This is a genomic window from Pyxidicoccus trucidator, from assembly GCF_010894435.1.
In the GTDB taxonomy this organism is placed as follows: Bacteria; Myxococcota; Myxococcia; order Myxococcales; family Myxococcaceae; genus Myxococcus; species Myxococcus trucidator.
This window is the reverse complement of record NZ_JAAIXZ010000019.1, coordinates 25718-51242: the sequence shown is the minus strand read 5'-3', so window position 1 is coordinate 51242 and position 25525 is coordinate 25718. Positions and strand designations below refer to the sequence as shown.

Here is a 25525-nt window from a genome sequence, read left to right as displayed (position 1 = left end):
AGCAAAACAGGTTTAATTGGAAGGGCCAGTGTCCACCCATTCCACCAGGTGGGGCGGGTACACACTGTGGTGGCAGGTGGGCTCAGCGTCCGCGCCGGGAGCGCAGCGCGGCCAGCCTCCGTCGCAGGACGCGCAGCCTCCGTCCCAGCCACGCCTGCCACGGCGAGGGCCTCGCGTCGCCCGCGTCCGGGCCCGGCTCGGTGGGCGGCGTGCGCCGACGAGAAGGCGGGGCCGTCTCCGTGTCCCAGCCGCCTCCGCGCCGCTCCGGGGCCCGTGCCCAGCGGCGCAGCTCCCTCGCGTCCTCGTCGCCGTCGAAGAACTCCTCGGCCTCCTCGGTGACGGCCTCCTGCGGCGGGCGCGGGGGGAAGAGGGGCTCGTCCCAGGACGCGTCCGCCGTCTCCAGCGCCGCGCTCAGCGCCCCGTACAGCTCCGCGCCCGTCGGGTAGCGCCCCTCCGCGCGCTTGTGCAGCAGGCGCAGGGAGATGGGGTCCAGCGCGGTGGGCACGCGCGGGTTGAGGGTGGACGGGGGCTTGAGCTCGGAGGCCTCGATGCTGGCCAGCAGCGCGGACGGCGGCAGCTGGGCCGGGTAGGGGAAGCCGCCGGTGAGCACCTCGTAGAGCACCAGGCCCAGCGAGTAGAGGTCGTCCGTGGGCTGGAACAGGTAGCGCGCGCCCTCCTCGCGAGACGCCATCCAGAAGCGCAGCGCCTCCGGGCTGCGGTAGCTGGGCGTGCCCGGGGGCAGGCGGCCCTCGGTGACCACGGGCGCGCAGGCATGGTCCCCCGAGCCGAAGTCCACCAGCACCGGCTGCCCGTCCGAGGCGCGGATGAGGATGTTGCTGCCCTTGAGGTCCCGGTGGCGTGCGCCCGCGCGGTGGACGGCGTCCAGCGTGAGCGCCAATTGCGAGAACACCTCGGCCACGCGCCGGGGCGTGGGGGGCGAGCGCAGGGCCCACTCGGACAGCGTGGGGCCCTCCACATAGTCGAGGATGAGCACCATGTAGCCGTCGTGCGCGTCCGGCCAGCGGCGGTAGCCCAGCAGCCCCACCACATTGGGGTGCTCCAGGTGCATGAGGACGCGGGCCTCCTTCCGGGTGCGCGCGTCCACGCGGGCCTCGTCCTCCGGTGTGGGCCCCTGCAGCGCGAACTTGAGCGCCACGGGCCGGCGCGTCTCCGACTCGGCGAGGAAGATTGCGCCGTACCCGCCGGTGGCGAGCCTCCGGATGATTCGGAAGGTGCCCACCTCCTCCGAGTTCCTCAACAGCAGCGGGTGCACCCCTGGGGTGTTGCTCATGGCGCGCACCCCCGGGAGCCGGCGCGAGAAAGGTCGCCTTTCCCCGCACGCGGGGTGGGAGCATGAGGATGTTGGAGGTTCAGCATACGTCTGGGGAGGAGGTCAGTGGGCATCGTGCTTGGCATATGGATTCAACCTCTGGGGTCCATAGCACGCGGGACGCCTCTTCGGGTAGTCTCCTGCCTTGAACGGTAGGGTTCCTGACATGGGACGTGACGGTTCGTGTCTGGGAGAGGCGCGAGGACGATGAACGAGGAACTGGCCATCACCGTGGGAGCGGCCGCGCGGGCCGCGCGGGTCCGGCTCGGGTTGACCCAGGCGGACGTGGCCGAGCGCGTGGGCATCGCCATGGAGGTCTACAGCCGCATGGAGCGCGGCAAGGTGCTGCCCAGCGTCACCACGCTGCGGCGGCTGTGTCAGGTGCTGCGCATCGGCGCGGACACGCTGCTGGGCCTGGAGGTGGAGGCGCTGGACCCTCCAATGGAAGAGGGCGCGGCGGCCACGCCGGGAGAGGACCCGCCCCGGCTGCGCCGGCTGGTGCGGGCGCTCCGGGCGCTGGATGCCGTCCAGCTCAAGGCGGTGGCCCAGGTCGTCCACGGCGCGCTCGGGCTGCTGCGCAGGTGAAGGGGCCCCGGGCGGGAAACTTGCGTGGCCAGGGGCGCGTGCGACGCTCGGTCGTCATGCGTGAGCCCGTCGACCATAAGCTCGCGGTCCTCCTGGGAGGTGCCGCTCGTGAGGCTCGCCAGCGCCTGGGCCTCACCCAGGGCGACGTGGCCGAGCGCATGGGCATGGCCATGGAAGTCTACAGCCGCATGGAGCGCGGGAAGATGCTGCCCCGCGCGCAGACGCTCCGGCGGCTGTGTGACGTGCTGCAGGTCTCCGCCGACACGCTGCTGGGCGTGGGCAGGTCCGGCGCTCCGGTGCCGCTGACGCCCCGCAAGGCCGTCCAGGAGGACCCGGTGGAGCTGCGCCGCATGACGCGCAAGCTGCGGGACTTGGAGCCCGCCCAGCTCCGCGCGGTGTCCCGGGTGGTGAACGCCGTCGTCACGGTGATGCCTCGCCCCGGTGCCGCCGCCGCCGCTGTCGCTCGCCCGGCCCGGAAGCGCCGCGCGACGGGGTAGACGCCCGCCCGCTCGCCCGCCACACCCCGGAGCGGGCCGCCGCTGGCCGCCCTCTCCCCATTCCAGCGCAGGTGGGTTAGCACTGCGGAGCCCTTCCCATGCTCCCGCCCTCCCTGCCTCCGGACGAGTCGCGGCGCCTCCTGGCGCTGCGCAACCTGTGCGTGCTGGACACCCCGGCCGAGGAGCGCTTCGACCGCATCGTCCGCACCGCGGCGAGGCTGTTCGGCGTGCCCATTGCCCTGGTGTCGCTGCTGGACGAGGGCCGGCAGTGGTTCAAGGCGCGCGTGGGGCTGTCCGCGTCCGAGACGCCGCGCGACGTCTCCTTCTGCGGCCACGCCATCCTCAGTCCCGGCGCCTTCGTGGTGCCCGACGCCTTCCTCGACGCGCGCTTCCATGACAACCCGCTCGTCGTCGGCGCGCCCTTCGTCCGCTTCTACGCGGGCCACCCGGTGCGCGCCCCGGACGGCAGCCGCGTGGGCACCCTCTGCATCATCGACTCCGCGGCGCGCGAGTTCTCCGACGCGGACCGCGCGGCGCTCGCGGACCTGGCCGCGTGGGTGGAGCTGGAGTTCGACGCCGTCACCGTGCGCCTCGCGCGCGTGGCGCTGGAGGAGCAGCAGCGGCTGAAGAACGAGTTCGTCTCCACGGTGAGCCACGAGCTGCGCACGCCGCTCACCTCCATTCGCGGCTCGCTGGGGCTGCTGGAGGGCGGGGTGGCCGGGCCGATGCCGGCGCCGGTGGCGGAGATGATTGGCATCGCCCGCAAGAACAGCGAGCGCCTCATCCGCCTCATCAACGACATCCTCGATTTGGACAAGCTGGAGTCCGGCAAGCTGGACGTCAGCCTGGAGCCGGCGGAGCTGGCGCCGCTGCTCGCGCACGCGGTGGAGGCGCACCAGGGCTACGCCTGCGAGTACGGCGTCCAGGTGGAGCTGATGCTGGACGCGCCGGGTGCCCGGGCCCGGGTGGACGCGGACCGGCTGGAGCAGGTGTTGGCCAACCTCCTGTCCAACGCCATCAAGTTCTCCCCGCGCGGTGAGCGCGTCACGCTGCGCCTGGTCCGCCATGCGGGCGGGCTGCGCGTCGCCGTGGAGGACCGGGGGCCCGGTGTGCCCGACGCCTTCCGCGCCCGCATCTTCCAGAAGTTTGCTCAGGCGGACGGCTCCGACAGCCGGGGGCGCGGCGGCACCGGCCTGGGGCTGAGCATCGCCCGGGGGCTGGTGGAGCGGCTGGGCGGCACCCTGGACTACGTCACCGCCCGCGACGCCGGCACCACCTTCTGGTTCGACCTGCCCGAGTGCCCTCCCGATTCTCCTCCGAACTCCGTATGAATCCGGAAAATCACAGCATCCGTACCCCGCCCCGCACCCCGGACCGAGGCCAACAATCATGACGACCTTGCGCAAGGTGATGCTCGTCGACGACGAGGACGACATCCGCACCATCGGCAACCTGAGCCTGAGCCGGGTGGGGGGCTGGCAGACGGTGCTGGCCTCTTCCGGCGCGGAGGCGCTGGAGAAGGGCGCGGCGGAGAAGCCGGACCTCATCCTCCTGGACGTGATGATGCCCGGCATGGACGGGCCGACGACGTTCGGCAGGCTGCGCGCGCAGGAGGCCACCGCCCACACGCCCATCATCTTCATGACGGCGAAAATCCAGAAGCAGGAGGTGGCCCGCTACCTGGAGCTGGGCGCCCTGGGCGTCATCGGCAAGCCGTTCGACCCGATGACGCTGCCGGCGGAGATTCGCAAGCTGGTGCCGGCATGAAGGTGTCGCGCCTGTCCAAACGGTCGGTGGTGATGGCGGCGGGCGCGCTGCTGCTGCTGTGTGGCCTGTTCGTGGTGGGCCGTCCGTGGGAGGTCGCGGAGAACGACCGCTACCGCACGTCCCTGCGGCAGCTCCGCGTGGCCAGCGCCGAGCTGGAGCTGGACGCGCTGCGCGCGCGTCAGGGGATGCCGGAGGTGCACGGCTCGGCCGCGTCGGACTTCGCGGCGCTGAGGGCCCGGGCGGACGCGCTGCGCACCTTCCCCTCCTTCCTGACGGACGAGGACCGCCAGTCGTTGAATGCGTCGCTGGACGCGTACCAGCGCGCGCTCGGGGAAGGGGAGTCCCTGCTGGCCCGCGCCCGTGAGGCGGACGCCCGGGGTGCGCAAGGCGAGGCGAACGCCGCGCTGCGGGCGATGCTGGAGCGCACCGCGAGCGCGCAGGCCGAGCGCCTCATCACCGCGTACCTGCAGCTCTACGAGCGGGCGCAGGCGCGCAACGAGCGCTCGCGCGTGGCCTTCTTCGGGGTGTCGCTGCTGCTGGGCGCGTACGTGCTGGTGGTGCTGGTGCGGCTGTCGCGCGCCACCACGGAGCTGGGCGTGCTCAACGTGGGCCTGGAGCAGCGGGTGGAGGAGCGCACCACCGCGCTGTCCACGGCCAACGGCGAGCTGAGCGCCAGCGAGCAGCGCAAGGCCGCCATCCTGGAGGCGTCGCCGGACGGCATCCTCCTGCTGGACGGGAAGGGCCACCTGCTGGAGCTGAACCCGGCCGCGCAGCAGACCTTCCGGCTGGAGTCCGCGCAGGCGCTGGGCCGCGACTTCCTGGCGCTGGCGCTGCCCGCGTCGCTGCCCGCCGGGGAGCGCGAGCGCGTGGCCTCCGCCCTGGACGCGCCCGCGGGCCGGTCCACGCGGCTGGAGTCCCCGTGCCTGCGCGCGGACGGGAGCGTCTTCCCCGCGGAGCTGACGATTGCACGCGTGGCGGGCGAGGGTCCGCCGCGCTTCACCGCCTTCGTGCGCGACATCACCGAGCGCAAGGAGGTGGAGCGGATGAAGAACGAGTTCATCTCCACCGTGAGCCACGAGCTGCGCACGCCGCTCACCTCCATCCGCGGCTCGCTGGGCCTGCTGGAGGGCGGCATCATGGGCGAGCTGCCCCCGCAGGCGCTGGACATGGTGCGCATCGCCCGCACCAACACCGAGCGCCTCATCCGCCTCATCAACGACATCCTCGACCTGGAGAAGATGGAGGCGGGCAAGCTGGAGCTGAAGCTGGCCCTGCTGGAGTGCACGGAGTTGGTGGAGTCCACGCTCTCCGGCGTCCAGGGCATGGCGGAGACGGCCGGGGTGACGCTGCGCTCGGAGGTGGAGGGTGAGCCCCAGGTGAAGGGGGACAGGGACAGGCTCATCCAGGTGCTCACCAACCTGGTGTCCAACGCGGTGAAGTTCTCACCCCGGGGTGCGCCGGTGACGGTGCGCGCGCTGGATGCGCCGGGGGGGCGCGTGCGCTTCAGCGTGGTGGACCAGGGGCCGGGCATCTCCCCGGAGCAGCGCGGCCGGCTCTTCGGGCGCTTCCAGCAACTGGACGGCTCGGACACCCGCAGCAAGGGTGGCACGGGCCTGGGGCTGGCGATTTCGCAGGCGATTGTCGACCAGCACGGGGGCCGCATCGAGGTGGAGAGCGAGGAGGGGAAGGGCTCCACCTTCACCTTCACCCTGGAGGCGGCGAGGCTCGCGGCGCAGGCGGAGCCGGCGTCGGTGCCGCGCGACGAGTCCCGCTACAACGTGCTGGTGGCCACCGCGGACACGGAGCTGTCCACGCTGCTGCGCGGGCTGCTGGCGGCCGAGGGCTACCGCGTGGTGCGCGCGGCCAGCCTGGCGGAGGCGGCGAAGGCGCTGGAGGAGTCGCTGCCGGACGCGCTGGTGGTGGACACGCAGATGCCGGACGGGCAGGCGATGGACTGGGTGCGGCGGCTGCGCGAGCAGGCGCGCACGCGCGAGCTGCCGGTGCTGGCGCTGTCCGGGCGCTCGACGGAGGACGAGGGCGTGGGCACGCCGCTGTGGGTGGACTGGATGACGAAGCCGCTGGAGGAGACGCGGCTGCTCAAGTCGCTGCGCTATGCCATGCGGCAGCCCGGGAATGCGCGGGTGCTGGTGGTGGATGACGACGCCGCCACCCGGCGGGTGCTGTGCGCGCAATTGGAGCGCCTGGGCGGCGTGCAGGTATTCGAAGCGGCGGACGGAGAGAGCGCGGTGGCGCTGGCGCGCGAGACGACGCCGGACCTCATCGTCCTGGACGTGGGCCTGCCCCGGCTGGACGGCTTCGAGGTGGTGGACATCCTCCGCCAGGGCAAGGGGCGCGCCACGCCCCTCATCGTCTTCACGGGACGCGAGCTGTCCCGCACGGACCAGCGGCAGCTGACGCTGGGCATTACACGACACCTCACCAAGGCGCGCTCCTCGGAGGACGAGCTGGTGTCCTCCGTGCGAGAGCTCCTCAATGGCCTGCTGGCGCGGCGAGACGCGGCGACGGCGGCGACGGCGAGAAAGGCTTCTTCATGAGCAGCGGCAGGACGCTCCTCTTCCTCGAGGACGACAAGGACTTGCAGACGCTGGTCTCCACCTTCCTGCGTGAGAAGGGCTACCGCGTGGAGCCCGCGCGCACCGCCGCGGAGGCCCTGACGCTGCTGGAGCGCGTGCCGGTGGACGCGGCGATTGTCGACGGCCTGCTGCCGGGCATGACGGGCGCGGACTTCATCCGCGAGCTGCGCAAGACGCAGCCGGACTTGCCCGTCCTCTTCGCGTCCGCCTTCTGGAAGGACCTGAAGAGCCACGAGCTGCTGACGCGGCAGCTGGGGGTGGCGCGCATCATCCACAAGCCGTACCGGCCGGAGGAGTTGCTCGTGTGGGTGGCGCAGCTCTTCGCGCCCGTCACGCCTCCGCCCCCTCCGCCCGAGGCGCTGGAGGATGAGGTGGTGGTGGGTGACGACCTGGCCGCCAGCCTCGCCGCGCTCAACGCGGAGTATGGCTCCCGGCTGCGGGAGAAGGTGGGCGGGCTGGAGGCGCTGCTGGGGCGCGTGCGCGCGGGTGAGCGCGAGGCGCTGGACGAGGCGTACACGGTTGTCCACAAGTTGCACGGCACGGCGGGCAGCTATGGCTACGCGGAGGTGAGCTCCGCGGCGGGCCGGCTGGAGCTGGTGCTGAAGCCGGCGCGCGACGGTGGCGTGCTGGATGCGGGGGCGATGGAGGAGGCCTTCCGCGCGCTGGCGACGCGGGCGGCCGTGCCGGTGAAGCCGGCGCCCGCCGGGGCGCCCGGGCCGGTGCTGCCCGTCGAGGGTGTGCTGCTGGTGGTGGACGAGGACGCGGCGGTGCTGGCGGACGCGGAGCGCCTGGGGCGCGCGCACGTGGTGCGGGTGCTGCCGGCGCGCACGGCGGACGAGGCGCGCGTGCTGGCGCGGCGGCAGTGGGTGGACGGGGTGCTCATCCACATGCACCTGGGGGAGCCGCTGGGAGGCATCTCCGTGGCGCATGCGCTGCGGGCGGAGGAGGGGCTGTCGCAGCTCCCTCTGGCCTTCACGGGAGAGGGGGGCACGCTGGAGGACCGGGTGGCGGCGGCGCACGCGGGGGCCTCGCTGTTCCTGCCGAGGCCCTTCACGTCGCAGGACTTCACGGCGGCGGCCGAGCGGATGGTGGCGGCGCGGCGTCCGGAGCGCTCGAAGGTGCTGGTGGTGGACGACGACCCGGACGCGATTACGGCGCTGACGCACGCGCTGGCGAGCGACCACATCGAGGTGGTGGGGCTGGGGGACGCGCACGGGCTGATGGAGGCGCTGGCGGAGCACCGGCCGGACTTGTTGTTGCTGGACGTGCAGATGCCGGGGCCGAGCGGGTTCGATTTGTGCCGGATTCTGCGCTCGACGCCGGAGTGGCAGGAGCTGCCGGTGCTGCTGATTACGGCGCACCTGGGGCTGGAGTTCCGGCTGGCGGCGTACCAGGCAGGGGCGGACGACTACATCTCCAAGCCGGTGCTGCGTGAGGAGCTGCTGGCGCGCGTGCAGGCACGGCTGGAGCGGGCGCGGCTGTCGCGCGAGCGGGCGGAGCGGGACGCGCTGACGGGGCTGCTCTTGCGCCGGCCGTTCATCGACGGAGTGAGGACGCGGCTGGCGGAGGCGCAGCGGCTGGGGAAGCCGCTGGCGCTGTGCTTCCTGGACGTGGACCACTTCAAGCAGGTGAACGACAGGTACGGGCACCTGTCGGGCGACAGGGTGCTGACGCGGCTGGGGCGGCTCTTGGGAGCGCGGTTCCGCCGTGAGGATGTGCGCGGAAGGTGGGGCGGCGAGGAGTTCGTGGTGGCGCTGCTGGGAGAGACGGCGGCGAACGCGAAGGAGATTCTGGCGCGCACGGCGGCGGAGCTCGCGGGGATGACGTTCGAAGGGGACGCGGGCGAGTCCTTCCGGATTACGTTCAGCGCGGGCATCGCCGCGACTCCCACGGACGGTGCCGCGGTGGAGGAGCTGCTGAAGATTGCCGATGCACGGCTGTACCGGGCGAAGGCGAACGGGCGGAACCGCATCGAGACGTGAGTCAGGCGCGGTGACGCTCGGCGACGCGGTAGAGCTGGGTGAGGGAGAAGTCCAGCAGCGCCTGGCGTGAGCGCATGTAGCGGTGGGCCCGGACGAAGGGGAGCCAGACGCGGTTGCCGACGCGCACCTGCGCTTCCTCGAGCTTCTGGCGCGGAATCCACTGTCCGCCCAGGTTTCGCACCAGCACCTCGCCCAGGTACGCACCTACCGCGGGCACCGCGCTCGCGTCGATTTTCTGTCGCTCGAAGACCTCCGGGAAGTTCTCGCTCCAGAAGTGGAAGTCGACGTCCGTCAGCGACTCGGAGGTGGCCTCGAAGACCGAGGGCACCGGCGTATGCAGGAGCGCCACGAGGTGCTCGGCCAGGTAGGCGTAGTGCTTGCGGACCAGGCCCGGGTCGTCCACGTCCGGGGGAAGACTGGCGGGGAGCCACTCCTCCGGCTCGGGTGGGTGCCAGGCGTTGAGCTCGGCAATCCTCCGCTGGCGGTTGCTGATGGCGACGTCATCCGGCAGGCGGGAGAGCAGGGGCGCCACGTCCGGGTGGAAGCGGGGCTCGACGGGGACCAGCGTGGCGCTGCGCTCGCGCAGGGTGCGCAGCACGGTGTCGAAGTCGAGGTCCGGCCGGAGGTGGACGTGCGCGCGGGCCTGGGCCATGCGTGCTTCGTCGCTGGCGAAGTCCGCCGCGTTGGGCCAGGTCACCAGGAGGATGGAGCCATTGGGGAGCGCCTCCACCCGGTGGGCGGGCGTGGACAGCATGCGCTCGCGGCCGACGGCTTCCACCAGCTTCGGCCCGAAGACGTTGAGCCAGAAGACCTCGTAGATGGTGTCGAAGCCGTTGGCGCGGCGGGTCTCGGCATCGCGGCCGTAACTGGGGGCGTCCGCCAGCTGCATGTCCGCCGTGCTGTGGGCCGCAGCGTGGGGAGTCGGATAGAGGGAGGTCCAGGCGCGGACCAGCTCAATGAACTTCCGGCAGCGCTCCGGCTCCGTGAAGAAGGAGAGGGGCTGGACCTCGAGCAAGATGTTGATCTCGGGTGGCTCAAGCGACAGTCCCAGGTCGAACGTCAACGCAGCCTTGGGAAACTTCGTGTGGAAGAGCCCGACGATGGACCCATATTCGGCGCGGCGCTCCTCAAACGCCCTCCAGAAGGATTCCCGGGAGTATTTGCGCTTTCGCTTGCCCTTGGCGATGTCGGGCATCCACTCGCCCGCGTGCTCCTCAAGCGCTTGGAGGAAGGGCTCCAGTTCGTGCTCCAGGGAGGACTTCCCGGCGAGTGCGCCGTCGAAGAACAGCGTCAGGTTGTCCGTTACGTTCAAGTCCTGAAGGGTCACCAACTTCATTGGAAGGAGACCTCCACTTCCTTGACACTCCTCTCGACCATGTCGATGGCGGCCTTCGACACGAGCGGATTGGCGGGCCTGAGCTCGCCACCCTCGTAGATGAGTCGCACCCTTTGGACCTGAACCTCGACGTCGGTGAGTCCCAGCGCGCGACGCCGGATGTTCAGCGTCCTGCCGTAGTGTTTCAGGGCAGTGCTTGCGTCAGCCCTTATCTGCACCCTCACGTCGTCCGGATCCATCGACTTGAAGTTACGGCTCTTGAAGCTGAAAGTCTCCACGCGGAGTGGCGTGCCAGGGGGCGGCTTCTCCTCGATGACGAGCCCATCCGCGTAGCGGACACCGGCAACGTCCGCCTTCGCCACGCCCACGTGCGTTTCGATGCGGGGCTGCTCGAAGTCCTTGAGCCACCTGCGCTGCGCCCGGGGAAGGGCCGCGTCCGCGCGCAACCTCGCCACCATGGTGCGCTCGAAGTCCAGCCCGCGGGCGAACTGCCCGCGCATCGGCTCGTAGGCTTCCCAGCGCAGCGGTCCGTCGACAGGCTCACCCCGCTTCAACTCACCGAGCCGCTTCTCCCGGTACGTCACGTACTCGCTCCAGAGCCCCGAGCCCTCGGGCACTCCCGGCGGCGGTGCGTCCAGCGAGGGACGCTGTTGCTCCAGCAGGTGCACCTCCCTGGACAGGCGTGGGCCTGGCGCCTCCAGCTCCGCCTGGAGCCATTTGGCCGCCACCGCCTCCCGCTCGAAGCCCGCCGCCTCACGCACCACGGAGGCCACACCTCCGCTGTTCTTCTCCATGCCCGCCCGGGTCGAGCCGGTCCCCGTGTCGTGGGATTTCGCTTCCGCCAGCACGGCGTGCCGGGCCTTCGGTACGTTGCCGCGAGTCTGGTACAGGGCCACCGCGGCGGCCTCGCCACCCTCGGCCATGAGAAGGCCGGCCTCACGACTGGCCTGGAGGTACCGGAGCAGCTCGGGTGCGGCGTCAATTCCCAGTCGTGCGCCCAGTCGGTCCACCACCGCCTTCAGCGCACCCAGCTCCATCGCCGGCAGCCGGAGCTGTGGCAGTGCTCCTCGTGCGGTGCCCGTGGTTGCGGAGAGGTGGCGAGCGCCCTTCCCGCCCGCGTACAGGCCCACCATCAGCGCCGCTGGAGCGAGCTCACGGGTGGCCTGCTCATACCTGCCCTGGGCCAGCGAAGCCGCTCCTTGGCCCGTCCCGGAGGCCAGGTGGTAGAAGCCCATGGGCACGCCGAACGTCAGCGCGTCAAAGCTCCCCAGGGCCACGTTTCCTGGCGCATGGTGCCGTGCCATCAGCGCCCGCTCCACCTCGTGAAGGGCCTCCTGGTAGGGAGGCGGCAGTTGCCCGCGCTTCGCTGCGAAGTCCGTGTACCGGGGCTCGGCGACGAGGGGGATGGTGGCGAGGGCGTCCCGGGCGGCGCGGCCAAGGCCCCGGAGCGCGTCATCGGCTTGCTCGGCTCGGTCCGGGTACTCCGAGAGGTCGAGGCCTCGCCGCTGCAACTCCTCGCGGACGGTGGCCATCATCCCCAGCGCTTCGGTCAGTTGCTTGTTCCGTGCGAGCTGCTCCAGCAGGTTCCGCAAGTCGTCGTCGAAGGCGGAGTGGAGGATGAAGAGGGCGAACACCTCGGCCAGCTCGACGCCGTATTGCTCGGTGGATGTGACGAGAAAGGAGGCGCGCTTGCGCTGGAGGACTTCGGCGGCATCCGCATGGAGCAGCGGACCCAGGGCACCCAGCCGGACCGCGTCCCAATCCTTCAGGCTCTCCATCCACCTGGGCATGTCGACGGTGCGTTGCAAGGCGACGAAGTCCGCGGGCGAAGTGCACTCCAGGAAGCGAGCGAGCACCTCCTCGCTGGAAGTCAGCTGGGGCCAGCCCGGAGGAAGGGGCTGGCTCGCGTGGGTGGAGTCCTCCTCGCTCGCCTCGTTGGCTGGGCTCGACGCGGCGACGGCCGAGCCCTGCACCTGCGTCGGCGCGCGCCGGCGGCGGAGTCGTCCTGAAGGAGGTGAATCCACGGACGAGGAGGAGGACGCCCCGTCCTGAAGGACTCCGCCCGTCGTGTTCCGCAGGACCTGTGTGGGGCGCGGAGCCTGGTCCCATGCACGGCCGGGTAGCGGAGCCCGCGTCGCACAGCCAGCGGCGAGCCATGTTGCACAGCACAGCAGCGCCCACGCGCGCGGCATGGAGTCAGCGCGCATTGTCCGCCCCCATGCCGAACGAGGCAAAGGCCCCAGGGCGCAGCGTCCCGTCCACCGTCGGGTACAGCAACGTGCCGCCCTGGCCCACGACGTACAGTGCTCCTCCGAAAAGGCGCCAGCGCACCTCGCCCGAAGTCAGGTAGCGCGTTCCTGGCTGGCGCAGTCCCACTGCTACGCCTCGCAGTGCCACCCCGAGATTTCGGTTGAGGAGCTGCACCGCGAAGCGCCCATCCGCGTCCACGCGGCCCGAGCTGAATGCTTCCACGGCCAACACGAGGTGCAGGTGACGTCGCACCTCAGCGACTCGATGCACCGCGTCCCAGCCCACCACCAACTCGCCATAGGCGGAGTACCCTTCCGGAAAGGACGCATCCGCCAACGACGGAGCGGAGGCGCCCGCGACCTGGAAGCGCGCCAGCTCGTAGTCCGGACCGAAGTACCCCTGGCGGAAGCCTCCGTGCTGACGGCGCGCCTCCAGCCGTGCAAGCAGGTCCAGCGTCGGTGACACCACGTCCGCGCCCACCCCGGCCACCGCTCCCCACGCGCCACCCACACCCGGGCGTCCTCCCCACCCGGCGAACACCTGCGCCTCGAAGCCGAGGTCCTTGTCCCGCCGAACCAGCACCACCGCCGTGCTGTCCAGATGCGCCAGCGTCACGGGTCGGGCCGTACCGCCTGCCCGTCCCCAGTCATGCACCGCTGACAACGCCAGCGTGTAGCGCCCGGGTTGCGGAGGTCGTCCCGATAGGACGTGCTCCACGTCCACTTCGACCTCCGCGCCCATGAGCCGCGCCCCGAGCACATCCGACGTGAAGGCCTCGGCGTAGAAGGGCCCCAGCGTGCCGGTGAGGACTGCTCCGGCTGGGTGGTAGTCCGGGTTGGCGCGGTTGGAGTAGTGCCGCACCAGGTGTCCGGACAGGAGGCTGTAGATGTCCAGGGAGCCGGCCCACAGCGCGACAGGGGACGACTCGTTTCCCAGAGTGAGGAAGCGCACCCACTGGCCCCAGTCGGAGAGGGTGTCCCAATCTTCCTTCCGCACGATGCTCGCGGCCTTCTCGCCACCCCATGCGCGCAGTCGCACCGGCGCACCCACGCTGAGGCCCAGCTTCTCGCCACCGTCCAGCACCAGCGTGGGCTCCAGTTGCACGAAGCCTGCTGTTTCTCCCGCGCCGTGTCGGGGCAGCAGGGCCAGCGTCGTGGCTTCCAGACGAAGCACGTAGCCCCACCTCCGACCGGGGGCCGCCGGGGTGGGAAGGAGCGGAGCACTTCCGCTGGACGGAGGGGCCGGCTTCCCGACGAGGGCGTCGTCCTCGTCGGCCGCCTGCTTCACCGCGGACTCCGTCGCCCAGCCTGGCACCGGGGACAGCAGCAGTGGCAGCAACAGCGCGGTCCAGCTTCGCTTCAGCGACATACCCGCCTCCTGGGGAACCCCCAGCAGGGGGCATGAAAGGCAGAGGTTCCCCTTCCGGTCCGACGCAAGCTGGCGGCGGTCGGAGGCTCAGGGCGACACGGAGTGGAGCGATGATGGACCGTGGCGACGGGCGCCGCCTCGGGCGCGAAGTTGGCTGGACTGGCGGTGGACCGCTCCAATCCCCGGACACCGGACGTCCTCGCATCCGAAGTTCTGGAGCGGTTCGTCATGTCGGGGCGCTCGGCGTCACCGGTGCTGTCTTGCCTCGGGGCGCCGACGGGGCGTGGAGCGTGGCGCGGGTGGGGGCGCCATGGAACCCAGCTTTGGGCCTCATTGCGGTCAACCGGGCATGACCGGCAGGGTAACCAACATGGGGGTTGACCCAACGGGTAATCCATCGCACGTTTCTTCCACGATGCCCGGGCCGGCGCGGCGCGGAAACGTCTCCCCTCCCGTCGGAGTGGGACGCGATGACAACCGAGGCGCGGTTCCGGGGCGCCCCCGGACGGGCCGCCTCGGCCACCGTGGAGACACCATGCGCTTCCTCACCTACGAAGGACTGGACCCGGGTGCCCTGGGCGCCAAGGTCGACAAGGTTCGCGCGGCCATCGAGCGCGACGACTTCCGCGGTCCGGACGTGAAGAAGCTGCACGTGGGGCCCTACTACCGCGCGAAGCTGGACGACGCCTCGCGGCTGCTCCTGCGCTTCGTGCGCTCGCGCGGAGAAACTGTCTGCCTCGCGCTGGAGGTCATCCCCCACCACGACTACGCGAAGTCGCGCTTCCTGCGGGGCGCACAGGTGGACGAGGCGAAGCTGGAGGCGGCCCTGGAAGCCTCCTCATCGCTGGACGCGGAGCCCGCACGCTACGTGCATCCCACCCGCTCCACCTTCCACCTGCTCGACAAGCCGCTCTCCTTCGACGACGCCCAGGACGAGGTGCTGCGCCGCAGGCCCCCGCTGGTGCTGGTGGGCTCGGCCGGAAGCGGCAAGACGGCGCTCCTGCTCCAGAAGCTGCGCCACCAGCCCGGCCGCGTGGCCTACGTCACCGAGTCCGCATGGCTGGCCCAGACGGCGCGGGGCCTCTACGTGGCCCACGACTGGGACCCGGGGGAGCAGGAGGCGGACTTCCTCAGCTACGGCCAGCTGCTCGAGTCCGTGGAGGTGCCTCCTGGCCGGCCCGTCACCTTCCGCGACTTCCGCGCCTGGTTCGAGCGCCACCGCTCCCGGCTCAAGTTCACCGACGCGCACCCGTGCTTCGAGGAGCTGCGCGGCGTCATCACCGCGGCCCCGGAAGGTCCCCTCTCCGCCGAGGCCTATCAGGACGTGGGCGTGCGCCAGTCCATCTTCAGCCCCGAGCAGCGCGCGGAGCTGTACGCGCTGCTGCCCGCGTGGCGCCGCTGGCTGGACGAGTCCGGCCTGTATGAGCCCAACCTCGTCGCCCACGCGTGGCTGGCGAAGCTGTCGCCCCGCTACGACTTCGTCGTCGTCGACGAGGTGCAGGACCTGACACCCGTGCAGCTCGCGCTGGTGCTCAAGTCCCTCAAGTCCCCCGGCCACTTCATCGTGGGCGGAGACGCCCACCAGGTGGTCCACCCCAACTTCTTCTCCTGGGCGAAGGTCAAGACGCTCTTCTGGCAGGGCCTGGGGCTGGACGAGGGGCGCGACATCGCCGTGCTGGACGTGAGCTACCGCAACAGCGAGGCCGTCACCGCGACGGCCAATGCGGTGCTCAAGCTCAAGCACGCGCGCTTCAGCTCGGTGGACCGCGAGAGCACCTACCTGATGCGGGCGGTGGAGGGCGTGCGGGGCGAGGTGCGCGGCATCCGCGCGGGCTCGCCCGCCGTGGCGGAGCTGGACGCCAGGACGCGGGGCTCCGTGCGGACCGCGGTGGTGGTGCTCCGCGAGGAGCACAAGGCCGAGGCGCGCGCCTGCTTCCGCACCCCGCTCGTCTTCTCCGTGCAGGAGGCCAAGGGGCTCGAGTACGAGAACATCATCCTCTACCGCGTCGTCAGCTCCGAGCGGCGCGTCTTCGCCGAGCTGGTGGAGGGCGTCACCGACGAGGACATGCGCCGTGAGTCGCTGGACTACCGCCGGGCGAAGGACAAGGCGGACCGCTCGCTCGAGGCGTTCAAGTTCTACGTCAACGCGCTCTATGTCGCCCTCACCCGCGCGGTGCTCAACGTGTGGCTGGTGGAGGACGACCCGGCCCATCCGCTCCTGGCGCGTCTGGAAGTCTCCTTCGGAGAGCCCGTGGGCGCCGTGGCGCCTGCGCGCTCCTCGGTAGAGGAGTGGCAGCGGGAGGCAAGGCGCCTGGAGCAGCAGGGCAAGCTGGAGCAGGCCGAGGCCATCCGCACGGCGGTGCTCCACCTCCAGCCGGTGCCCTGGGCGGTGCTGGACGGGGAGGGCGTGCGCCAGCTGGCGAACAAGGCGCTGGACCCGAAGGGCGTCTCCCAGAAGGCGCGCCAGCAGCTCTACGAGTTCGCGGGCTTCCATGAGGAGGGCGCGCTCGCCAGGCGACTGCAGCAGGAGGTGGGGTTCCGTCCCTCCGAAGACTTCGCACCGTGGTCCGCCCAGATTGTCCACCGCACCCTCAAGCCGTACGAGGCGAAGCAGCAGAAGGACCTCCTCTGGCAGACGGAAAAGCACGGGGTGGACTTCCGCACGCCCTTCGACCTCACGCCCCTGATGATGGCTGCCGCGGCGGGCAACCTTCCCCTGGTGGAGGCGCTGCTGGCCCGGGGCGCGCGGTTGGATGCGCGCGACTTGCTGGGGCACCTGCCGCTGCACTGGGCCCTGCGCCGGGCCTACGCGGACGCTGCCTTCGTGCGGTCCAGCTTCGGCGCCATCTACGACTTGCTCGCCCCGCCGTCCTTCGACGTGCAGGTGGAGGGGCGCCTGGTGCAGGTGGGGCGTGAGCAGGGGGAGTACTTCCTCTTCCACCACCTGATGGCGGAGTGGTGCCTCTCCTACCCTGCGCGCACGGCCCGCTACACGGGCTGGACGGCGGCGAGGGTGAGCCGTCCACCCTTCGAGCACTTCCCGGAGGTGGTGGTCCGCGAGTCCCGGCGCAAGCGGACCTATCTCAACCACGTCCTCTCCCGCAGCGAGGTGTCCAGCAACTACCCCTCTTCCCGGAGGCTGTGGCGGCGCGAGCGGCTGGGGCACTACGTCCCCAACCCGGACTTGAGCCTCCGGGTGGCCCTGCCGGATGGCACCGAGGCGTGGCGCCCGGTGCTGGAGGTGCTCAACGTGCGCTGGTTGGAGTCGCACCTGCTGCCGCGGGCTATCGGAAGGCTGGGAGGCACCTCCTGAGTCGCACCGCAGCGGCCTCTCCCTATGGACTCCCGTCTCGCCCTGGATACGGTCGGACGCCCTGCTTCCGAAGGTGCCGTACTCCCGACCTGGAGCGCTCACACCTCGGCCCACCTCTTGCTCTGCCCTGCTGCTCCACGAGGGCACAGGGATAGGGGCGAGAGAGCGCATGGCGGGAGTGGAGGCGGAAGACGTCGCAGGGGAGCAGGTCGAGAGGCTGACAGTCACACGGCGGGGAGTTGACCTCCAGGGTAGGCTGCCGCACGCTTCTCCCATGAGGCACAATTCGGAGAAGCGCGGAGACAAATACCCCCGTGCCCCCTCCCAGGCGGAGTGGGACGCGCTGACGCCCGAAGAGCAGGCCCGGGTAGTCGCGGCCCTTCCGAACGTGGTGACAGACGCGGAGCTGTCTCCGCCCGAGGGGGACCAGCACTTCCTGCCCAAGGTCCGCGCGCTCGACACTCTCAAGGGCCACTTCGGCCGCGAGGGCCGCCGCGTCTACCTGGCGTCCGAGCTGCCCGTCTACTACCCCGACGAGCGCCGCTTCGCCCCGGACCTGCTGGTGGTGCTGGATGCCGAGCCGCACGAGCGCGGCAAGTGGATGGTGTCCGCGGAGGGCAAGGGCCTCGACTTCGTGCTCGAGGTGCACGTGGGAGGGCGTCGCAAGAAGGACGCGGAGAAGAACGTGGCCCGCTACTCCCGGCTGCGAATCCCCGAGTATTTTATCTACGACGGTGGGAAGCAGCGGCTCTGGGGCTACCGGCTCGCGGCGCCCGGGGCGCGGGAGTATGTCCCCATCCAATCCGTGGACGGCCGGTTCCCCTCGGAGCGGCTCGGGCTGGAGCTCCAGGTGGAAGGAGACCGGCTGCGCTTCTACGAGAACAACGTCCAGCTTCCCGAGTCGGCAGAGCTCATCGACCAACTGCGAAAGCTGGCGGACGGCCTGAAGCGGCGCGCGACGAGCAGGGCACGCAGCCTGAAGAAGGAGGCCCGGCTCCGCGAAGTGACGGAGCAGCGCCTGGCCCAGGAGCAGCGCCTCCGCGAAGAAGAGAGGCGCCTCCGCGAAGAAGAGCAGCGCCTCCGCGAAGACGTCCAGCAGCAGCTCAAGAAGGCCCAGGCCGAGCTGGCTCGGCTCAAGAGCCAGCGGGCCTGACCCACGCCACGGCGGGGGCGCACGGTGCGCCCCTGCCACACGGCACCGCTACGGCTCGTTCAGCACCAGCAACCCCCGCGCCGTGTCCACCACATACACGTGCCCATCCCCGGGCACATCGAGGCCGGCGGCGCCCTCGTCCACGCCGTCTCCCCGGCCCGGATCCGTCTCCCGGTACGTGTTGAACCCGGCCAGCTCGCGTGGTTGCGTGGGGTGGGACATGTCCAGCACGCGCAGCCCTTCCTGGTGATACGTCAGGTACAGGCGCGAGCCGCGCAGCTCCAGGTTGCGCGGCGACACGACGTGACGCAGGCCGTACTCGCCAATCTTCACGATATTCGACGGAGTGCTGACCTCCAGCACGCGCAGCCGCGCGCCCACTCCCCGGCCCAGCTCGAAGGCGACGGCGCGGCCGGCGAAGGTGCCCACCACGCTCGCGGAGCTGTTCCCATACGGGTACATATACGTCCCGAGCAGCGACACCTTGTCGGGGTGGCTGATGTCCGCGACCTTGAAGCCATCCCGCTGGTGGTTGAGGTAGAGGCGGCCCCCGTGGGTGGTGGCACTGCGGCCCGCGTAGAGCCGGTCCGGCGCCATCTTCCCCAGCGTGACGCTCTCCATGAGGCGGGGCTCGCCGGGCGTGGAGATGTCGAACAGCAGCGTGCCGGGCTCGGGGGACTCCACCGTGACGTAGAGCCGGTCCCGGTCCACGCTCGCGCCGCTCACCTGCACGGGCCCGCCCGGCACGGAGCGCACGAAGGTGGGCCGCGACGGCTCGGAGATGTCCACCACGGCGATGCCCGTGTTCGCGGTGACCACGTACAGCATGCCCTCCACGGAGGTGGCGCTCCTCCAGTCCGAGCCCTCCGGAGCGCCCAGCCGCCCCACGGCCACCGGAGCGCGCGGCTCGCTCACGTCGAAGACGGTGAGGCCACCGGGGCGGCCCGGCCGGTTCTCCGAGATGACATGGGCATGGCCTCCGGTGACGTGGACGTCCACCGGAGCGCCAGCCTCCACGAGGGACGCGGACAGGAGCTTCAGTCCGCCCCAGGCCTCGCTCTCACCTTTGAAGCGCGACATGCGCTCGGCGCGGAAGGTGGCGGCGTCCACCAGTTGCTCGTTGCGGCACACGGAGAAGCAGCCGGTGAGCACGCGCTCGTTCACCGCGTTGCAGCCCACGAAGGTGTAGAGCGTGTCCCCTTCACGTCCGGAGATGAGGAGTGTCCGCGACGTCCACACCGCGCTCGCGCGCGGGGCCCCGAAGACGAGCTCGGGCAAGCCATTCGCCGCCAGCTTGAAGCCGCCCCCGCCCACCCGCGGCGACGTCTGCGCGGTGGACTCCGCCGGCTCGTAACGGAGCTCCGCCCGGAAGACGCCCGCGCGCTCCAGCTTCTCCAGCGTGCGGGCCTTGCACCCGGACAAATCAAAGGAGTCCAGCGAGCCGCACGGCGCGGTGCCGTCCCTCAGCACGCGGCACGTGGAGAGGGGCCCGGGGTCCACCCAGTCCCCGCGCTCCTCCATCGGGACATAGCTTCCATCCCAGGGCGGGGCTTCCGACTCGTCGCATCCGAGCGCGGACGCGGCGCAGGCGAGCAGGACCGTCAACGCGGCGCGAACAGGGCGCATGGGCACATCCTGAAGGCAACCCGCTCCGGCCAGCGGGTCACCAGCACTCCCAGTGTAGGGACGTCACCGTGCTCTGGGAAAGCCCTCCCTGTCTACGGCTCGTCGAGGATGAGCAGACCGCGAGACGTATCCACCACGTAGATGTGTCCGTCACCGGGCACGCGCATGCCGATGGCGCCCTCGTACATGCCGTCCGTGCGCTCCGGGTCTGTCTCGCGGAACGTGTTGAAGTAAGCAACTTCACGGGGCTGCGCGGGGTCCGCCACGTCGATGACGCGCACGCCCTCGTGGTAGTGCGCCACGTACAGGCGCGTGCCCACCAGGACCAGGTTGTGGACGGAGGTGACTCCGCGCAGCTTGTACTCGCCAACCTTGGCGATGCCGGCGGGGTTGGTGACGTCCAGCACGCGCAGGTGGGCGCCGAGCGTCTCTCCGCCCTCGAAGGCCAGCGTGCGGCCGTTGAAGGTGCCCACCGCGTTCGCATGGCTGTAGGAGTGCGGGTAGTTGTACCGGCCGAGCAGCGTGGGGTTCGCGGCCTCCAGGTCGACGACGAGGAACCCGTCCACCGTGTGGTTGACGTAGAGCCGGCCACCGTACGCGAAGGCGTCATGCGGGTAGCCCGTCGTCGCTCCGGCGTACCCGTAGCGGGTGATGAGCTGGGGCGCGAGCGGCGTGGAGATGTCGAAGACGAACGTCTGCCGCGCCGAGGGCGACATCGCGTAGAGCCGGTTTCCCTCCACGAAGACGGTGTGCACGTTGAGCGTGCCGGTGATGCCCGGCACGTTGGCGCGCTGCACCAGGGTGGGGTTGGCCGGGTCGGAGATGTCATAGACGAGCACCCCCGCGCTCCCGCTGGCGATGTAGAGCGCGTCGTCCTTCGCCCAGACGCCATTCCAGTAGGAGTCATTGGGAAGGCTGAAGGATGCGCGTTGGATGGGGTTTCGCGGGTCGCTCACATCGAAGACGGTGAGGCCCCCGGGGCTCCCGGAGTTGGTGATGGAGACGACGTAGGCGTGGCCCTTCGTGACGTACACGTCCACGGGGTAGCCGCGCTCCACGTGGGACTCGGAGACGCGCACGAGGCCGGAGGACTCGGACTCGCCGGGGCGCCACGTCATGCGCTCGGCGCGGAAGGTGCCGCGGTAGCGGAGCTGGCCGTTCCTGCACCACGCCATGCAGCCGGTGAGCGTGCGCGGCCCCGTCGCCCGGCAGCCGGCGAAGGTGTAGCGGTCCGTGGTGCTGGTGTTGCGCTGCTGCTCCGACGAGGCGAAGAACGTCCCCGCGCCCATGAGCGAGCTGGACTGCGTAGCCCCCATGACGCGCTGGAGCTGCCCGGTGGCGTCGAACTGGATGCCCGCGCTGCCCGGGGCGATTTCCACGCCGCCGAGGGTGTTGGGGACCTCGTAGCGAACCTCCGCGCGGTAGATGGCGCCCTGCCGCTCCAGCGTGTCGAGCGAGCCGGTGTCACAGCTCGTCATGTCGAAGGCGGCGGGAGCGCCGCACGTGCCGGTGCTCAGCACGGCGCAGGAGTCCAGGGGGCCGGAGTCCGTCCAGTCGCCGGCCTCCGCCAGCGGCGTCCAGGGGCCGTCATAGGGAACGGTGTCGGGGTCGGGATTCGGCTTGGGCGTCGGTTCCGGCTCGTCCTTGGAGCAGGCGGACAGCGACGCGGCACAGGCGAGCGCGAGGAGCAGGCGCGCGGCATGGGAGGGCATGACGGTTCCTCTTTGACGGGGAGCGCGCAGCTTAGGGGGCCCGCCCGGTGCCGGAAAGTCAGGCCGCGTCTGGAGTGGAAGCGGGCGGACGGGTGCCCGCCTCCACTCGCGGTGACAGGGGCTGCTCAGAGCTCGTTGAGGATGAGCAGTCCGCGCACGGAGTCCGCGACGTACACGTGCCCATCTCCGGGCACGCGGATGCCGAAGGTGCCCTCGAAGAGGATGCCCCTGCGGCCAGGGTCGCCATCGCGGAAGGTGGTGTAGTGCGCCACCTGCCGCGGCTTCGTGGGATTGGACACGTCCAGCACGCGCACACCCTCCTGATACCAGGCGGCGTAGAGGTGGTTGCCCTTCAGAATCAGGTTGTGGATGGAGTTGACCGGGCTGAGGCGGAACTCGCCAATCTTCACGATGTTCGTGGGGTCGGTGACGTCGAGCACCCGCAGGTGGGAGCCGTTGAACTCGGTGCCCTCGAAGGCAATCGTGCGGCCGGCGAAGGTGCCCACCGCGCTGTGGTGCGCGAAGCTGCCGTGCACGTACTGGCCCAGGTGCCGCACGTTGTCGAGGTCGGTGACGTCCATGACGGAGTAACCGCCGAAGCCATTGCTGACATAGAGGCGGCCCTCGTACGGGAAGGCGTCATGCGCGCCGCCCGAGGAGAGCTCCTCCGGCACGGTGATGCGCTGGAGCAGGACGGGCGCCAGCGGGCTGGTGACGTCGTACACGAGCGTCACCATGTCGGGCGACATGCCGTAGAGCCGGTTGCCATCCACCAGCACGGTGTGCACGCCGAACTGCCCGGCGGGCAGGTGGCGCACGTACTCCGGCTGGGCGGGATTGGAGATGTCGTAGATGAGGGTGCCCGTGTCGTTGCCAGCGATGTAGAGCGCGTCGCCCTTGGCCCACACGCCATTCCACGACGAGTCTCCGGGCAGGCTGATGGAGGCCTTGAAGAGGGGATGCGCCCGGTCGCTCACGTCGAAGACGGTGAGCCCGCCGCTGGTGCCGGAAATCCTGTCGAGGGAGACGACATAGGCGTGGTTCTTGGTGACGTAGACGTCCACGGCTTCGCCCACCGCGACGGGGGACTCGGAGATGAGGCGCAGTCCGCCGGAGGACTCCGACTCGCCCCGATGAGACGGCATGCGGTGCGCTTCGAAGGTGCCGGCCCGGTTGAAGCTCCCGTTGATGCAGCGCGCGTAGCAGCCGGTGATGATGCCGGGCGAGGGCACCTGGCAGCCCGCGAGCGCGGTGAGGGTGGTGCCGGTGATGGGGTTGGTGCGGCTGCTGCCGATGAAGAAGGTCCCCCCGTCCGTGTTCCGGAAGTCGAGCGGCGCGGTGTTCATCGTGTCCGTCCCTCCGTCGGAGTGGAGCATGAAGCCGGCGAAGGCGGGGAGGAGGCCGGTGCCGCCATCGGACCGCGGCACCTCGCCGCGCAGGTCGGTCATGTAGATGCCGTACGCGTCCAACTGCGCGAGCGCTTCCGGGGAGCACTGCGACAAGTCATAGCGTGACAGGTCGTCGCAGCGGACGGTGGAGGGGTCTCCCTGGCGGTTGAAGGAGCACGGCGCATAGCGGCCCCGGTCAATCCAGTCTCCGTGCTCCTCCAGCACGGTGTAGCCACCGTCCCAGGGCTCCTCCGTGCTCGCGTCCGGAGCGCCGGAGTCCGGAGTCCCCGAGTCCGTGCTCGCATCTGGAGCGCCGGAGTCCGGAATCCCCGAGTCCGTGCTCGCATCCGGAGCGCCGGAGTCCGGCGTCCCCGAGTCCTCGGGAAGCTGGGAGCCTGCATCGGGAGTGGGGCCGGAGTCGTCGTCGCAGCCGGAGAGCGTGGCCAGCAGCAGGGCGCAGGTGGAGAGCAGCACCAGACGTGAGCGCAGGGGGGACCGCATCGTGGACCTCGCGAGCAGGAGCCACCCGGGGTGGGGGCTCTTGCCATACGACCTGAAGTCCGGGTGTTGGCTGAGAGCGGTCCGGAGATGGTTGCGAAATGAAGGAGAGCCACGCTGCGAGTGTCGAAACAGCCTGCTTCAGCCCCTGATTGGTCCTGGCCTTGCACCGCATCCGGCCCGGGAATCGGGCCGGAGCGGCTCATGCATGAGGCGGTGGGTGCGCCTACAGCTCGTTGAGGATGAGCAGGCCTCGGATGGAGTCCGCGGCGTACACGTACCCGTCGCCCGGAACGCGGATGCCGAAGGTGCCCTCGAAGAGGTTGTCCGTGCGGTGGGGGTCGCTCTCGCGGAAGGTGTTGTAGTGCGCCACCTGCCGGGGCTTCGTCGGGTTGGACACGTCCAGCACGCGCACGCCCTCCTGGTACCAGGCGATGTAGAGCAGGTTGCCCTTCAGAAGCAGGTTGTGGATGGAGGTGACCGGGCTGAGGCGGAACTCGCCAATCTTCACGATGTTCGCGGGGTCGGTGACGTCCAGCACGCGCAGATGGGAGCCGCTGAACTCGGTGCCCTCGAACGCAATCGTGCGACCGGCGAAGGTGCCCACCGCGCTGTGGTGCGCGAAGGCATCGAAGCCGTGCACGTACTGGCCCAGGTGCCGCACGTTGTCGAGGTCGGTGACGTCCATGACGACGTAGCCGCCGAACGCATTGCTGATGTAGAGGCGGCCTTCGTACGCGAAGGAGTCATGCGCGCCGCCCACGGGCTCTCCCGGCACGGTGATGCGCTGGAGCAGGACGGGCGCCAGCGGCGTGGAGACGTCGTACACGACCGTCACGTCGCCGGGTGACATGCCGTAGAGCCGGTTGCCATCCACGAGCACGGTGTGAACGCCAAACGTCCCCTCGGGCAGGTGGCGCACGTACTCCGGCTGAGCGGGGTTGGAGATGTCGTAGATGACGATGCCCGACCTGTTGCCGGCGATGTAGAGCGCGTCGTCCTTGGCCCACACGCCGTTCCAGGACGTGTCCCCGGGCAGGCTGATGGAGGCCTTGAAGAGGGGATGCGCCCGGTCGCTCACGTCGAAGACGGTGAGGCCACCGTTGCGGGTACCGCTGAAGTTGTTGATGGAGACGACGTAGGCGTGGTTCTTCGTGACGTAGACATCCACGGCATCGGCCAGCGCGACGGGAGACTCGGAGATGAGGCGCAGCCCGCCGGAGGACTCCGACTCGCCCCGCTGGGACGGCATGCGGTGGGCCTCGAAGGTGCCGGCCCGGTTGAACCGCCCGTTGGTGCAGCGGGCGTAGCAGCCGGTGACGATGCCGGGCGAGGGCACCTGGCAGCCGGCGAGCGAGGTGATGGTGATGGCACCATTGAAGCGGTTCGTGTTGCTGCCGACGACGAAGAAGGTTCCTCCGTCCGTGTTGCGCGCGACGAGCGGCGTCGAGTTCATCGTGTCCGTCCCGCCGTCGGAGTGGAGCTTGAAGGTGGCCAATCCGGGGGCGCTGCGCGTGCCGCCGTCGGGTAACGCCACCTCGCCGCGAAGGTCGGACAGGTAGATGCCGTGCGGCGCCACCTGGGCGAGCGCTTCGGGAGAACACTGCGACAGGTCATAGCGCGACAGGTCGTCACACCGGACGGTGGTGGGGTCTCCCTGCGAGTTGAAGTTGCATGGCGCATAGCGGCCCCGGTCAATCCAGTCTCCGTGCTCCTCCAGCACGGTGTAGCCGCCGTCCCACGGCTCCGTGCCCGCATCGGTGGTGCCGGAGTCCGGCGTCCCCGAGTCCTCGGGAAGCTGGGCGCCTGCGTCAGGAGTGGGGTCGGAGTCGTCGTCGCAGCCGGAGAGCGTGGCCAGCAACAGGGCACAGGCGGAGAGCAGCACCAGGGAGTGGCGCAGGGGGGACTTCATCGTGGACCTCGCGAGCAGAGGCCACCCACGACAGTGGGGGCACCATCCAAGCGTCCTGGAGCCCTGAGTTCCTCATTGAGAGGGGAGATGGTTGCGGCGTGGCGACAGAGTCACGCCGCGAGCGTGGAAATCCGGCGCTTTCGTCCCGTTTGGTCCCGGCATTGCAGCGCGTCCGGACCAAGAGGCGGGCCGGAGCGGCTCCGGTCCCGAGCGG

16 protein-coding genes are annotated in these 25525 nt (G+C 70.5%); 8 read left to right on the top strand and 8 right to left on the bottom strand.

Annotated elements, in window-relative coordinates; genetic code table 11:
- Window positions 1-82: 82 nt before the first annotated feature.
- Window positions 83-1291, bottom strand: coding sequence for a serine/threonine-protein kinase (locus tag G4D85_RS38195; protein WP_164019053.1), 1209 nt, complete (start codon window positions 1289-1291; stop codon window positions 83-85).
- A gap of 246 nt (window positions 1292-1537) precedes the next feature.
- Between G4D85_RS38195 and G4D85_RS38190 the strand changes: the two genes are divergently transcribed.
- The 6 genes from G4D85_RS38190 to G4D85_RS38165 all read left to right on the top strand — a co-directional run bounded on the left by G4D85_RS38190 (window position 1538) and on the right by G4D85_RS38165 (window position 8755).
- Entirely contained in the window at window positions 1538-1915 is a 378-nt protein-coding gene (locus tag G4D85_RS38190) for a helix-turn-helix domain-containing protein (RefSeq protein WP_164019052.1), read from the top strand.
- A 56-nt stretch (window positions 1916-1971) separates the two neighbouring features.
- Window positions 1972-2412, top strand: coding sequence for a helix-turn-helix domain-containing protein (locus G4D85_RS38185; protein WP_164019051.1), 441 nt, complete (start codon window positions 1972-1974; stop codon window positions 2410-2412).
- A 98-nt stretch (window positions 2413-2510) separates the two neighbouring features.
- Window positions 2511-3743 carry a GAF domain-containing sensor histidine kinase gene (locus G4D85_RS38180; protein ID WP_164019050.1) on the top strand — a complete coding sequence of 411 codons (1233 nt, stop codon included), beginning with the start codon at window positions 2511-2513 and terminating at the stop codon, window positions 3741-3743.
- Window positions 3744-3801: 58 nt separating this feature from the next.
- Entirely contained in the window at window positions 3802-4179 is a 378-nt protein-coding gene (locus tag G4D85_RS38175) for a response regulator (protein ID WP_164019049.1), read from the top strand.
- Window positions 4176-6734: an ATP-binding protein gene (locus G4D85_RS38170; RefSeq protein ID WP_164019048.1), complete on the top strand. Its 2559-nt coding sequence runs from the start codon at window positions 4176-4178 to the stop codon at window positions 6732-6734. The genes G4D85_RS38175 and G4D85_RS38170 overlap by 4 nt, the downstream gene beginning before the upstream one ends.
- On the top strand, window positions 6731-8755 hold the full coding sequence (locus G4D85_RS38165) for a response regulator (protein ID WP_164019047.1): 2025 nt from the start codon (window positions 6731-6733) through the stop codon (window positions 8753-8755). The genes G4D85_RS38170 and G4D85_RS38165 overlap by 4 nt, the downstream gene beginning before the upstream one ends.
- 1 nt (window position 8756) lies before the next feature.
- Here the strand turns inward: G4D85_RS38165 and G4D85_RS38160 are convergent, their stop codons facing one another.
- The 3 genes from G4D85_RS38160 to G4D85_RS38150 all read right to left on the bottom strand — a co-directional run bounded on the left by G4D85_RS38160 (window position 8757) and on the right by G4D85_RS38150 (window position 13709).
- Window positions 8757-10091: a hypothetical protein gene (locus G4D85_RS38160; RefSeq protein ID WP_164019046.1), complete on the bottom strand. Its 1335-nt coding sequence runs from the start codon at window positions 10089-10091 to the stop codon at window positions 8757-8759.
- Window positions 10088-12115 (bottom strand): hypothetical protein, encoded by a 2028-nt coding sequence (locus G4D85_RS38155; protein ID WP_240359745.1) that lies wholly within the window; start codon window positions 12113-12115, stop codon window positions 10088-10090. Before G4D85_RS38155 ends, G4D85_RS38160 begins: the two co-directional genes overlap by 4 nt.
- A gap of 172 nt (window positions 12116-12287) precedes the next feature.
- Complete coding sequence (locus tag G4D85_RS38150) at window positions 12288-13709, bottom strand: hypothetical protein (RefSeq protein WP_164019044.1); 1422 nt, start codon at window positions 13707-13709, stop codon at window positions 12288-12290.
- 535 nt (window positions 13710-14244) lie between these two features.
- On the opposite strand from G4D85_RS38150, the gene G4D85_RS38145 reads away from it, so the two are divergent.
- Both G4D85_RS38145 and G4D85_RS38140 read left to right on the top strand, forming a co-directional pair.
- A complete protein-coding gene (locus G4D85_RS38145; RefSeq protein WP_164019043.1) occupies window positions 14245-17022 on the top strand; it encodes an ankyrin repeat domain-containing protein in 2778 nt (925 codons plus the stop codon).
- A gap of 274 nt (window positions 17023-17296) precedes the next feature.
- Complete coding sequence (locus G4D85_RS38140; RefSeq protein WP_164019042.1) at window positions 17297-18175, top strand: Uma2 family endonuclease; 879 nt, start codon at window positions 17297-17299, stop codon at window positions 18173-18175.
- A 48-nt stretch (window positions 18176-18223) separates the two neighbouring features.
- On the opposite strand, the gene G4D85_RS38135 is transcribed toward G4D85_RS38140, so the two are convergent.
- The 4 genes from G4D85_RS38135 to G4D85_RS38120 form a co-directional block, all read right to left on the bottom strand.
- On the bottom strand, window positions 18224-19801 hold the full coding sequence (locus G4D85_RS38135) for an LVIVD repeat-containing protein (RefSeq protein ID WP_164019041.1): 1578 nt from the start codon (window positions 19799-19801) through the stop codon (window positions 18224-18226).
- A 92-nt stretch (window positions 19802-19893) separates the two neighbouring features.
- Complete coding sequence (locus G4D85_RS38130; RefSeq protein WP_164019040.1) at window positions 19894-21513, bottom strand: LVIVD repeat-containing protein; 1620 nt, start codon at window positions 21511-21513, stop codon at window positions 19894-19896.
- 125 nt (window positions 21514-21638) lie between these two features.
- Entirely contained in the window at window positions 21639-23402 is a 1764-nt protein-coding gene (locus tag G4D85_RS38125) for a hypothetical protein (protein ID WP_164019039.1), read from the bottom strand.
- Between the two features lie 223 nt (window positions 23403-23625).
- A complete protein-coding gene (locus tag G4D85_RS38120; protein WP_164019038.1) occupies window positions 23626-25311 on the bottom strand; it encodes an LVIVD repeat-containing protein in 1686 nt (561 codons plus the stop codon).
- Window positions 25312-25525: the final 214 nt, after the last annotated feature.